This window comes from Pandoraea pnomenusa (assembly GCF_000767615.3).
In the GTDB taxonomy this organism is placed as follows: domain Bacteria; phylum Pseudomonadota; class Gammaproteobacteria; order Burkholderiales; family Burkholderiaceae; genus Pandoraea; species Pandoraea pnomenusa.
The window spans coordinates 4125235-4137683 of record NZ_CP009553.3 but is presented as its reverse complement, the minus strand read 5'-3'; the positions used below and the strand labels follow the sequence as shown (position 1 = coordinate 4137683).

Genomic DNA, 12449 nt, shown 5'->3' with positions numbered 1-12449 from the left:
TTCTTACAGACGGTCCGCGCCAGACGTCAGGCGGCGGGGCGCAGTCGCAGTACGCCGAATTCGGCCTCGGGCAGCGACTGCATCACCGCATGCATGGCGTGCGAGGCTTCGACGCGCGGCAGGGCAATCGACACCACGGCGGCCGTATCGCGCCGTATCGCGCGAATCGTCTCGACGCGCCAGGGCGGGGGCAGGCGCATGGCGAGCGTGACGGCCAGCGTCGAGACAGCGGTGCGGCTGAGTGTGATGTCGAGCGTCGCGTCGAGGCGAACGCGGGGGCTGTGGCGATTGCGTTGACGCGCGATGTTGCGCTCGGCCGCGATGCCGGGCATGTCGCCGATGCGCGGCATCGCGGCGTTGGCAGCGGGAGGTTCGAGGTTGGCGGGCTGGGCAAGCGTGGGCATGGCAACGTGTCGGATGACGACGGAAGTGACGACGAAGCCAGTCTAGGGACGCACGAATAAAAAAGGCGTCAAGATTTCCTGACGCCCTGATGCGGCGAATGCGACGCGAAGGCGCCGTCGTCAACTGTCCTTCGGATACTCGGCGTCGTCGAAGAGCACGCAGGCGCCGTGCGGCGCGGCGCCGACATTGCGCCGGAACAGCGAGAAGACGTTGCGCCAGGGATCGAACGGGCGTTGCGGCGGCGACGCCGGACGGCGTGCGGCGAGTGCGGCGTCGTCGATTTCGCAATGAAGGAGGTTCTTTTCGCAGTCGATGGTGATGATGTCGCCATCCTGCACGCGCGCGAGCATGCCGCCCTGCTCGGCTTCGGGCGACAGATGAATGGCGGCGGGCACCTTGCCGGACGCGCCCGACATCCGGCCGTCGGTCACGAGCGCCACATGGTGACCTTCGTCCTGCAGCAGGCCGAGCATCGGCATGAGCTTGTGCAGCTCCGGCATGCCGTTCGCGCGGGGCCCCTGGAAGCGCACCACCACGACCACGTCGCGCGTCAGTTCGCCCGCCTTGAACGCGGCCTGGGCGGACTCCTGATCCGAGAACACGCGCGCGGGTGCGCGCACCTTCTGGTGCTCGGGTTTGACGGCCGACGACTTGATGACGGCGCGTCCGAGATTGCCGGCGAGCATGCGCAGGCCGCCCTCGGGCGCAAACGGTCGCGAGGCCGGACGCACGATGTTCTCGTCGAGCGATTCGGCGGGAGCGTCCTGCCAGCACAGCACGTCATCGCGCAGGCAGGCTTCCTGCGTGTACGCGCGCAGCCCGTGCCCCATGACCGTGGTCACGTCGTTGTGCAGGAAGCCGGCGTCAAGCAGTTCACGAATGAGGAAATTCAGACCACCCGCCGCCTGGAACTGGTTCACGTCGGCTTTGCCGCTCGGGTAGATGTGAGCGAGTAGCGGCGTGACGTCGGACAGTTCCGCGAAGTCCTGCCAGTCGAGCAGGATGCCGCCCGCGTGCGCCATGGCGACCAGGTGCAGCGTGTGGTTGGTCGAGCCGCCGGTCGCGAGCAGGCCGACCACGCCGTTGACGAAAGCGCGCTCGTCGAGGATCTGCGACGTGGTGATGCCCGATTTCGCGAGGGCTACCGCGCGCGCCGTGGCGGCTTGCGTGAGCGCGTGGCGCAGCGGCGTATGGGGGTTGACGAACGACGCGCCCGGCAGATGCAGGCCCATGAACTCCATGAGCATCTGATTGCTGTTCGCCGTGCCGTAGAACGTGCAGGTGCCTTCGGCGTGATAGGCCGCGAGTTCGGCGTCGAGCAGCGCGGCGCGCGTGACGCGCCCGGCGGCGTACTCCTGGCGGATGCGCGACTTCTCGTCGTTGGGCAGTCCCGAGGGCATGGGGCCGGCCGGACTGAACACGGCGGGCAGGTGGCCGAACGCCTGTGCGGCAATCACGAGACCCGGCACGATCTTGTCGCATACGCCGAGGAACATGGCCGCGTCGAACATCTGGTGCGAGAGCGCGACCACCGACGCCATGGCGATCACGTCACGGGAGAAGAGCGACAGTTCCATGCCGGCATAGCCTTGCGTCACGCCGTCGCACATGGCGGGCACGCCGCCGGCCACCTGGGCGCTTGCGCCATGCGAGCGCGCCGCCGACTTGATGATGTCGGGGAACTCGGCGAATGGCGCGTGCGCCGAAAGCATATCGTTGTATGCGGTGACGATGCCGATGTTGGGGGTGCGTTCGGAGCGGATCCTGAGACGGTCGTCGGCGGGCGCGGCCGCCAATGCATGCGCGAGGTTGGCGCATCCGATCCTCTCCCGTCCGGGCTGTCCCTGTGCGGCGCGGGCCACGCCCTCCAGATACGCCTGACGGGACGGCCGGCTACGCTCGATCAGGCGCTCTGTCACGCGCTTGACCACCGGATGCAGCGACACATTATGCGAAAACTGAGTCATGGTGATTCCGGGACGTTGTGGGGCTTGTGGGGATTCCGATATTTCGGGGCTTCCGCGCCGTCGGAGGTCGAGCGGCTTTCGCGCCTTTCGTGTCGTTCGGCCATTCGGGCCGCCATGTCCGCCCACGCGAGGCGCCTGCCGTCGGCTTCTGCATCGGGCGCGCGCTTCCCGCGCCGAGGTACCTCGTCATGCAGACCGTGAGATGTAGTGAAAGCACGAGATTTTGTTGAATTGAAGTGTAGTTAAACTACAATGCAGTGTCAAAGTTGCGCTCTTCCAGTGCCATCTTTCAGTGTCATCGTCTCTGCCATGCATACGCCTTCACCCTATACTTTTGTGTTGTTCGGTGCCACCGGCGATTTGTCGCTGCGCAAGGTACTCCCTTCGTTGTTCCGGGCGTTCCGCACCGGGCAGCTCGGGTCCGACGGCCGGGCCGATGCCTCGGACGCGACTGCCACCGGCCGCATTCTGGCCGTCTCCCGCAAACCGATGGATGCCGCCGGCTACCACACCTGGTGCGAAGAGCACGTGCGAGGCCATATCAAGCCCGACGTGTGGGACGAGGCGGCGTGGAAGCAGTTTCTGGCGACGATCGATTACATGCCGCTCGATCTCGGGCGCCAGGCGGAATTCGACGTGCTGGCCGGACGGCTGGCGAAGCGGCCCGGCGTGCGCATCTTCTATCTGGCCACCGGGCCGTCGTTATTCATTCCGATTTGTGAAGGGCTGCGAAGGGCGGGGCTCAACGAGAACGGGCGCATCGTGCTCGAGAAGCCGCTGGGCCACGATCTCGCATCGTCCGAGGCGATCAACGACGCCGTGGGCGCGATCTTCCGCGAAGACCAGATTTACCGCATCGACCATTACCTCGGGAAGGAGGCGGTGCAGAACCTGCTCGCGCTGCGTTTCGGCAATGCGATTTTCGAACCGCTGTGGCGGCGTGACCTGATCGAGAACATCCAGATCACGATCGCGGAGGAGATCGGGGTGGAGGGGCGCGGCGAGTTCTATGAGCAGACCGGCGCGCTGCGCGACATGGTGCAGAACCACCTGCTGCAACTGCTCGCCATCGTGGCGATGGAGCCGCCGTTGTCGATGGACGCCGACGCCGTGCGCGACGAGAAGCTTCGCGTGCTGCGTTCGCTGCGCCGGCTTGACGACGAGTCAGTGGCCCGCAACGTGGTGCGCGGCCAATACGGCGGCGGGGCCATCGGCAAGTCGGCCGTATCCGCTTACGTGGACGAGCCGGGGGTGCCCGCCGACAGCCAGACCGAAACGTTCGTGGCCCTGAAGGCCGACATCGACAACTGGCGCTGGGCCGGCGTGCCGTTTTTCCTGCGCACGGGCAAGCGGCTGGGCGAACGTGTGGCGGAGATCGTCGTCAACTATCGGGCCACGCCGTATCCGTTGCTCGGCGAGGCAACGACGCACCCCGGCGTGAACCGTCTCGTCATCCGTCTGCAGCCGAACGAATCGATCCGCCTCTACTGTCTGGCGAAGCAACCGGGTGAGGGAATGAACCTGCAATCGGTTCACCTCGATCTCGCGTTCGATCAGTTCTTCAAAGGGCACCGCATGGATGCCTACGAGCGCTTGTTGCTCGACGTCATCCACGGGCGCCTGGCCCTGTTCGTACGACGTGACGAGCAGGAACAGGCCTGGCGCTGGGTCGCGCCGATCCAGGCGTACTGGGCGCGCCAGCACAAGGGTCCGAAGCGCTACGCCGCCGGCACCTGGGGGCCGCCCGCCGCGAGCGCGCTGCTCACGCAGTACGGCACGAGCTGGGTGGAAGAAGACAACTGAGACGGATTGCGGCGCGCGGCGGCGGGCCGTCCGGCGCTGTTGCGCGCTGCACGCCGCGTCCACCGTCAAGGCAAACGGAGGTAGACACCCATGATCCACTGGCGAATTTTCCCAACGCGTGAAGCGCAGGCACAGGCACTCGCGAACGCGGTCGTCGCCGGGCTCGACGAAGCCTTGACGATCCGCCCGCGTGCGCTGCTCGCGGTGTCGGGCGGCGCGAGTCCTCGGCCGTTCCTCATGCAACTCGCCCGGCTCCCGGTGGCATGGCGCGATGTCGACATCACGCTGGTCGACGACCGCTGGTTGCCGCCCACGCACGATGAGAGCAACGCGCGGCTCGTGGCCGAGACGCTGTTGCCCCACGCGAGCGGCGCGCACTGGCTGCCGCTCGTCGACACGCGCACGAGCGCCTCGCTGCAGGTGCGTACGCTCAACGACACCTGGGCGCACGGCGTGCCGCAGGTGTGTGTGCTGGGCATGGGCGAAGACGGGCATACGGCGTCACTCTTCGCCGATGCTCCGCAGTGGCACGACGCGATCACCACCCGTGAGAAGTTCGTGCTCGTGCATCCGCAGCGCGCGCCGCACGTGCGGGTCTCATGGTCGCTGGCGGCGCTCGCGGCCAGCGAGCGGCTCATGCTGCAGATTCAGGGCCCGGCCAAGCGGGCCGTACTGGAAGCGGCGCAGGACGAGGTGCAGGACAACGCCATTTCCCGGCTGATCCACCGTGAAGGAGTGAGTCTCGATGTCTTCTGGAGTGAGGAATAATCCGCCGCATCTGAGCGGGCCGCGTCTGCTTGCCGATATCGGCGGCACCAACGCTCGCTTCGCCCTGGAAATTTCGCCGGGCGACCTTGTCGAGATTCGCGATTACGCGTGCGACGATTACGCCGGTGTTCCCGAAGTCATTCGCGCCTATCTCGACGATGCCGATCACGCCGAGCCTGTGCGGCATGCGGCGATCGCGATCGCCAACCCGATCGAAGGCGACGAAGTTCGCATGACGAACCGCGACTGGCACTTCTCGATCGAAGCCACTCGACGTGCGCTGCGTTTCGAAACGCTGCTGGTGGTCAACGATTTCACCGCGCTGGCCATGGCGCTCCCGTATCTGAGCGACGCACAAAAGCATCAGGTGGGGGGCGGCGAGCCGCGTCCGAATGGCGTCATCGGCTTGCTCGGGCCGGGCACGGGTGTGGGCGTGTCGGGCCTGATTCCGGCCGCGGACCGGTGGATTGCGCTGGGCAGCGAGGGCGGGCATACGACGTTCGCGCCGGCCGACGAACGCGAAATCGACGTCCTGCGCTACGCGTGGAAGCATTTTCCGCATGTGTCTTTCGAGCGCCTGGTGGCGGGGCCGGGCATGGCGCTCGTCTATCAGGCGCTGGCCGCGCGCGAGGGCCGCGAGGTGCAGGCACTCGAGACCCCCGAGATCGCGAAACTCGCGCATGCGGGCGACCCGCTCGCGCGCGAGACCGTCGACTGCTTTTGCGCGATGCTCGGTACCCTCGCGGGCAATGTGGCGGTGACGCTGGGGGCGGTCGGCGGCGTGTACCTCGGTGGCGGCGTGATCCCCAAGCTCGGCAAGCTGTTCGAGGACTCCCCGTTTCGCCGGCGCTTCGAGGCCAAGGGGCGTTTCGAGGCCTATCTGCGGAAGATCCCGACATTCGTGATCACGGCCGACCATCCGGCGTTTCTCGGCACGTCCGCGATTCTCGCCGAACAACTCGGCACGCACGCGGTCGGCGCGGGGGCGTTGATCGACCGTCTGCATCGTCTGCGCGACCGGCTGAGTCCCGCAGAGCAACGCGTTGCCGAACTCACGCTGAAGCAACCGCGCGCGTTGCTGGCGGAACCGGTGGCCGAGATCGCGCGACTGGCCCGGGTGAGTCAACCCACAGTGATCCGCTTTTGCCGCAAGCTTGGCTGCCAGGGGCTGTCGGACTTCAAGCTCAAGCTCGCAAGCGCACTTACCGGCACGTTGCCGGTGCGCCACGGGCAGGTGCATGTGGGCGACTCGGCGGCGGAGTTCAGCGCCAAGGTGCTCGACAACACCGTCTCGTCGATCCTGCAGATGCGCGAGCACCTCGACGCCCGGACGGTCGAGTCGGCGGTCGCGCTGCTCGACGGCGCGCGTCGCATCGAGTTCTATGGACTGGGAAATTCGGGCGTGATCGCGCAGGACGCACACTACAAGTTCTTCCGCTTCGGAATGCCAACCATCGCGTATGGCGACCCGTATCTGTTGCAGGCCGCCGCGGGTTTGCTCGGTGATGGCGACGTTGTGGTGGCAATTTCGGCGTCGGGGCGCTCGGTGGATCTGAACCGGGCCGTCGATATTGCCGTGGGGCGCGGAGCGAAGGTTATCGCGCTCACGGCGCGAAACTCGCCGCTGGCGCGCAAGGCCACGCTGGTGCTGCCGAACGATCACGTCGAGACGATGGGCGCGCACGTGACGATGATCGCCCGGATACTGCATCTGGCGGCCATTGACGTGCTGGCCGTTGGCGTGGCGATCCGGCGTGCCGGTCCGGGCGGGCACGCCGTGGGCGAGGGTGCGCTGGACTGGCTCGGTCACGGCAGCGGACAGGACGCCGACAGGAAATCGACAGGTGACTGACAGGCGAATGACAGGCGAATGACAGGCATCCGACAGACAGTCGACACGATGCGGCTCGGGGCCTCGGCGAGCTGAGCGGCGCCGCTTGATATTCCTAAACCTGTTTATCATAATGCGGCATATGAAAATGTCCGATTCCGCCCGACGATTCGGTTTTCTCGTGGCAGACGTCCAGCGTCTGTTCGGACGCCGTTTCGAACAGCTCGCGCAACGCACGCTGCCGCTTACGCGCGCACAGTGCCGCTTGCTGGTCTATCTCGCCGACAATCGGGGCGTGAGCCAGACGGTGCTGGCCGACATCCTCGAGACGCCCATGCAGACGCTCGCGCGAACGCTCGAGCGCATGGAGGCGGCGGGGTGGGTGCGGCGCCGGCCGGACGCGCGCGATCCTCGCATCGAGCGCTTGTTCGTCACGCGCGCGGCGGTGGCGCAGCTCGAAGTCGCCCGTGCGCTCTCCGACGAAGTGCGCAACGAAGCGATGCAGGGTCTCACGGCATTCGAGTGCGTCCAACTCACGCAGCTCTTGCAGAAGGTGCGTCGAAATCTCGCCAATGTCGTGCCGACGCCGCTCGACACCGTGGTGCCGGCGGCGTTGCGTCGCGACGGGCCACGCGATGTGCCGCACCACGAAGCGACGGCCTCGAACGCGGCTGTCTCTCCGGGCGCGCAGCGTCTCGACGGTCCCGAGGACGGGCTGTCGGAATGCACCGACTTGCGGCCGCGGTAGGACGCGCCTAGCATGGGAGTCTCCTAACCCGACGCCGGAGACTGACATGTCGAATCACGTGTACAAGCAGATCGAGCTGACCGGCTCGTCGACCCAATCGATCGACGATGCCGTCAAATGCGCCATCGAGCGCGCGAGCAAGACGTTGCGCAACCTGAACTGGTTCGAGATCACGGAAACCCGAGGCCACATCGAGGACGGCAAGGTCGCTCACTGGCAGGTCACCCTCAAGGTCGGCGTGCGTCTGGAAGACTGATCGGCCGGGTTCGCAGGCACCGGAGCGACCGATCGGACGCATGCCCGCAAGTGCTTCCCAGACCCCGTGTGGTCTGCATTTTCCCGTGTCGATGCGAAGCGGATCGGCACGGGAATTCGTCTCGTCGCAGGCACACGCGAGTGTCGTATAGTCGTGTCACAATAGGCGCATACTCGAGATCATGAAAAAGATAGAAGAGGTTTGCGCATGTCCGAACAAGAACCGGTCCATGCCACCCGATCGATTGCGGATCCGGTGGAAGCCGTCGCCTACCTGAAGACGATTTACGACGCCAACACGGCGTACCTTCGCGCCGCGTTCGAACGCTTTTCGACGCAAAAGGATTCCGCGCGACGGGTGAGCGCGCATTACCCGTTCATTCGTATCACCACCGAGGACATCACCCAGCTCGACAAGCGCCTGTCCTACGGCTTCGTGTCGGGGCCGGGCAGCTACCAGACGACCGTCACGCGCCCCGACCTGTTCGAGAACTATTACACCGAGCAGCTTCGTCGCCTCGCGCACAACCACGGCGTGGCATTCGAAGTGGGGGTATCGGACGAGCCGATTCCCGTGCACTTCGCCTATCAGGACGGCGTGTACCTCGAGGGCGATCTCGACCAGACTCACCTGCGCGCCATGCGCACCGTGTTCGATGTGCCCGATCTGGCGACGATGGACGACAGTATCGTGAACGGCACGCGCGACCCGCTGCCTGACGAGATTCTGCCGCTCGCGCTGTTCACGGCGCCGCGCGTGGACTATTCGCTGCATCGTCTGCGCCACTACACGGCAACCTCGCCCGAGCATTTCCAGAACTACGTGCTTTTCACGAATTACCAGTTTTACATCGACGAATTCGTCGAGTTGGGACGGGAATTGATGAGCGAGACCGACGATCCGGCGCTGCGCGAATACCGCAGCCAATACACGGCGTTCGTCGAACCGGGGAATGTCACGCACTGGAACCAGAACATCGACGCGCGCGCGCCCGCGGGCACATCGCCGTCGCGGTTGCCGCAGATGCCGGCCTACCATCTCGTGCGCCCCGACAATACGGGCATCACCATGGTCAATATCGGTGTGGGCCCTTCGAACGCGAAGACGATCACCGATCACATCGCGGTGCTGCGCCCGCACGCCTGGGTGATGTTGGGACACTGCGCGGGGCTGCGCAATTCGCAACGTCTGGGCGACTACTGCCTGGCGCACGGCTATGTTCGCGAAGACCACGTGCTCGACGACGACCTGCCACTGTGGGTGCCGGTGCCGCCGCTGGCCGAAGTGCAGGTGGCGCTCGAGCGCGCCGTGGCCGACGTGACGCAGCTCGACGATTTCGAACTCAAGCGCGTGATGCGCACAGGAACGGTCGTGACGGTCGATAACCGTAACTGGGAATTGCGCGATCACCGCGAGCCCGTGCAGCGCATGAGCCAGAGCCGCGCCATTGCGCTCGACATGGAGAGCGCGACCATCGCGGCGAATGGGTTTCGCTTCCGGGTGCCATACGGTACCTTGCTCTGCGTGAGCGACAAGCCACTGCACGGCGAGTTGAAACTGCCCGGCATGGCGGACCGCTTCTATCGCGAACGGGTCGATCAGCATCTGAAGATCGGCGTGAAGGCGATGGAGCTGTTGCGCGACAACGGCCTCGATCGCCTGCATAGCCGCAAGCTGCGAAGCTTCAACGAAGTCGCGTTCCAGTAACGCCCGTCGACAGACGAAAAAAAGCGCGCTGACCTCTCGGTCGCGCGCTTTTTTCACGTTGGCGAACGCGCGTTCGCCGCCGTTCGCCGGTCGTTGCTATCCGTTCGCTATCGAATCACCGCTTACGCGAACACTCGCTTCGCATGAATGCCCAGACCGAGCGCCACGCTGGCGAGGCGGTCGCCATAGACAGGCGTGGCCTTCGGGAAGGCGGCGCACATCGCGTCCGACAGACAGCGCAGGCCGGTGGAGCCGCCCGTGAAGTACAGTGCATCGACGTCGTCGGCGCGAAGTCCCGCCAGCGATGCCGTGTGCACGGCGCCCGCCGTGATGCTGGCGATTTCGTCGCTCACCGCTTCCACCAGGCCGGCCTCGGAAAAAGCAATGCCGAGGTCGCGCTCGATCACCGACAGGTCGATGTACGTCTCGCCGCCCGACGAGACCTCGATCTTCGCGTCTTCCGCATGACCCACGAGCGCGTGTCCGAGGCGTTGCTCCACGGTGCGCATGAGACGGCGGTGGTGCGCCGGATCCGCATACAGATGTGCGGTCAACGCCAGCTCCCCCACGCGTTTGGGCGTGTACACGGTGTTGATCAGGTGCCACGTGGCGAGATCGAAGTAGATGCGGTTGGGGACTTCCTTGCCGTCGGGGCCGAGGGCCTTGTAGCCGAGTTCGCGAAGAATGGTGGCCAGTTCGATGCGACGGTCGAAGTCCGTTCCGGCGATGTGCACACCGTGGTGAGCGAGCACGTCGTCCTTGCGCTCCAGACGGCGAGCGCGCCCCGGGCCCACGCGCACGAGCGAGAAGTCAGATGTGCCGCCCCCGATGTCGACCACGAGCACCTGCTGCTCCTGCGCGAGGCGCGACTCGTAATCGAAGGCCGCCGCAATCGGCTCGAACTGGAACTGAACGTCCTGGAAGCCCACGTCGCGCGCGCTTTGTTCGAGCGAGCGTTGCGCGGCGGCGTCGGCACGCGGGTCGTCGTCGACGAAGAACACCGGGCGACCCATGACCACCTGGCGCAGATCGCCGCCATCCGCTTTCAGGGCGTGCGAGCGCAAATGACGCAGGAAGGTGGCGATGATGTCGATGTAGCGCATCGCCGAGCCGTTGCCTAGGTCGGTGGTGCTTTCGATCAGGGAGGAACCGAGCAGGCTCTTGAGCGAGCGCATGAGACGCCCGTCATAGCCGTCGACGTAATCGGCCACGGCCTGACGGCCGAACGACGCGCGGCCACCTTCATCGGCATTGAAGAACACGGCGGTGGGCAGGGTGCCGTAGCCGGCTTCAAGTTCGACCAGACGCATGGCGTCGCCGCTCTGAATGGCGACGGCGGAATTCGAGGTGCCGAAATCGATGGCGCAGAAACTCATGGCATTTGCGGCCCGCGCAGGCGAGCCGTAAAAGGTCGGCAGTGTAGCACGGCCGGGCGGGCGTCCGGTCTAACCCGCCCGGGCGCGGCCGCGGGGTGGCGGGCGGTCATTCGCCTGGTGAGCCGGAGGCGCGCGTCGGCCCCGACGTTCCGGACGATCCCGCGCCGGGCTGGGCGGACGGCAGCGTACGAAGACTGCTGACCACGGCCGCGACCGCCGCGAACGCAGCGGCGACATAGAGCGACGCACGGGTGCCGTGTCCGTCGGGGGCGACACTGAAGACGAGCGCCACGAGTGCCGCGCCCGTGGTCTGCCCTGTGAGGCGAGCCGTCCCAAGCATGCCGCTGGCGCCGCCGCTGCGATGCGCCGGCGCGGACATCAGCATGGCGTAATTGTTGGGCGACTGAAACAAGCCGAAGCCGAAGCCGCACAGCGCCATGCGCCAGACGATATCGACGGGTTGCGCATGCGCTGGCAGCAGACCGAGCGCAAGCAGCCCGAGCGCGAACGCGGCCATCCCGACCGCGCCGAGCAAGCCCGGCTTGTAATGCTCCAGCAGGCGCCCTGCCAGCGGCGCGACGACCACGATCGTGAGCGGCCACGCCGTCATCAGCAGGCCGGTCTGTACGTGATCGAAGCCCAGCGTGTCCTGCAGGAAGAATGGCAGCGATACATACGCGAGCATTTGCGCGCAGAACGACGCCATGGAGGTGCAGATCGACAGCCCGAAGATCGGAATGCGCAGCAGATCGACGGGCAGGAGCGGCACCGGCTGGTGGCGCTGGCGCCGTACGAAAATCGTACCGATGATCACGGCGGCCGCGAGTTCGACCGCCACGAGCCATCGTTCCTGTCCGTGCCCGAACGAATCGATGCCTGAGATCAGCAGCCCGAAGGTGAGGGCGCTCAGTACCGCGCCAATCCAGTCGAAGGGATGCGAGGCGCGCACGCTGTCGGGCAACGAGCGCACCGCAATGGCGAACGCGACGACGCCGAGCGGCACATTGACCGCGAACAGCCACGGCCAGTGAGCGACCGAGAGAATGCCGGCGGCGATCGTGGGGCCGGCCGCCGAAGACACGGCCACGATCAGCGAGTTGAGCGCGACGCCACGACCGAGCCAGCGCGACGGGTAGATGGCCTTCACCAGCGCTGTGTTCACGCTCATGATGCCGGCCGCACCGAAGCCCTGCACAACCCGGGCGAGTGTGAGCGTGACGAGCGAGTCGGAGAGCGCGCAGGCGAGCGAGGCGAGCGTGAACAATGCCAGACCGTAGGTGTAGACGCGTCGATAGCTCACGATTTCGCCAAGTGCGGCAAGCGGCAGCAACGAAATCGTGATCGCGAGTTGGTACGCGTTCACGATCCAGATCGACGTGGCGGGGCTGGCGTTCAGATCGCGCGCGATGGTCGGCAGCGCCACGTTGGCAATGGCGCCGTCGAGTACCGAGAGCGAGATGGCGAGCATGACGGTCGCAATGGCCCAGACCCGGGCGGGCATGGGCATGCCGTCAGTGTAGGTGTCGGACATGAGAGCAGGGCAGGACGGAGCGGCACGCCGGCGCGGGAACCGCGCAGACGTGCGGAC

10 protein-coding genes are annotated in these 12449 nt (G+C 66.1%); 6 read left to right on the top strand and 4 right to left on the bottom strand.

The annotated features are described in order from the left end of the window. Nucleotides 1-26 precede the first annotated feature (26 nt). Entirely contained in the window at nucleotides 27-404 is a 378-nt protein-coding gene (locus LV28_RS42435; protein ID WP_023597231.1) for a hypothetical protein, read from the bottom strand. 120 nt (nucleotides 405-524) lie between these two features. Beyond that, nucleotides 525-2372: a phosphogluconate dehydratase gene (edd, locus tag LV28_RS42430; RefSeq protein WP_231113198.1), complete on the bottom strand. Its 1848-nt coding sequence runs from the start codon at nucleotides 2370-2372 to the stop codon at nucleotides 525-527. A 309-nt stretch (nucleotides 2373-2681) separates the two neighbouring features. Between edd and zwf the strand changes: the two genes are divergently transcribed. The 6 genes from zwf to LV28_RS42400 all read left to right on the top strand — a co-directional run bounded on the left by zwf (nucleotide 2682) and on the right by LV28_RS42400 (nucleotide 9485). Continuing rightward, entirely contained in the window at nucleotides 2682-4175 is a 1494-nt protein-coding gene (zwf, locus tag LV28_RS42425) for a glucose-6-phosphate dehydrogenase (RefSeq protein ID WP_023597229.1), read from the top strand. Between the two features lie 90 nt (nucleotides 4176-4265). Then, nucleotides 4266-4943 (top strand): 6-phosphogluconolactonase, encoded by a 678-nt coding sequence (gene pgl, locus LV28_RS42420; RefSeq protein ID WP_031627378.1) that lies wholly within the window; start codon nucleotides 4266-4268, stop codon nucleotides 4941-4943. Continuing rightward, entirely contained in the window at nucleotides 4921-6795 is a 1875-nt protein-coding gene (locus LV28_RS42415; RefSeq protein ID WP_023873340.1) for a bifunctional transcriptional regulator/glucokinase, read from the top strand. Before pgl ends, LV28_RS42415 begins: the two co-directional genes overlap by 23 nt. Before the next feature lie 127 nt (nucleotides 6796-6922). After that, nucleotides 6923-7522 carry a MarR family winged helix-turn-helix transcriptional regulator gene (locus LV28_RS42410; RefSeq protein ID WP_023597228.1) on the top strand — a complete coding sequence of 200 codons (600 nt, stop codon included), beginning with the start codon at nucleotides 6923-6925 and terminating at the stop codon, nucleotides 7520-7522. Between the two features lie 46 nt (nucleotides 7523-7568). Continuing rightward, nucleotides 7569-7778 (top strand): dodecin, encoded by a 210-nt coding sequence (locus tag LV28_RS42405; protein WP_023597227.1) that lies wholly within the window; start codon nucleotides 7569-7571, stop codon nucleotides 7776-7778. 207 nt (nucleotides 7779-7985) lie between these two features. Beyond that, nucleotides 7986-9485: an AMP nucleosidase gene (locus LV28_RS42400; protein WP_023597226.1), complete on the top strand. Its 1500-nt coding sequence runs from the start codon at nucleotides 7986-7988 to the stop codon at nucleotides 9483-9485. A 122-nt stretch (nucleotides 9486-9607) separates the two neighbouring features. On the opposite strand, the gene LV28_RS42395 is transcribed toward LV28_RS42400, so the two are convergent. Together LV28_RS42395 and LV28_RS42390 are read right to left on the bottom strand one after the other, a co-directional pair. Then, nucleotides 9608-10861 (bottom strand): Hsp70 family protein, encoded by a 1254-nt coding sequence (locus LV28_RS42395; RefSeq protein ID WP_023597225.1) that lies wholly within the window; start codon nucleotides 10859-10861, stop codon nucleotides 9608-9610. Nucleotides 10862-10967: 106 nt separating this feature from the next. Continuing rightward, nucleotides 10968-12392, bottom strand: coding sequence for an MFS transporter (locus LV28_RS42390; protein ID WP_048806545.1), 1425 nt, complete (start codon nucleotides 12390-12392; stop codon nucleotides 10968-10970). Between the last annotated feature and the right edge of the window lie 57 nt (nucleotides 12393-12449).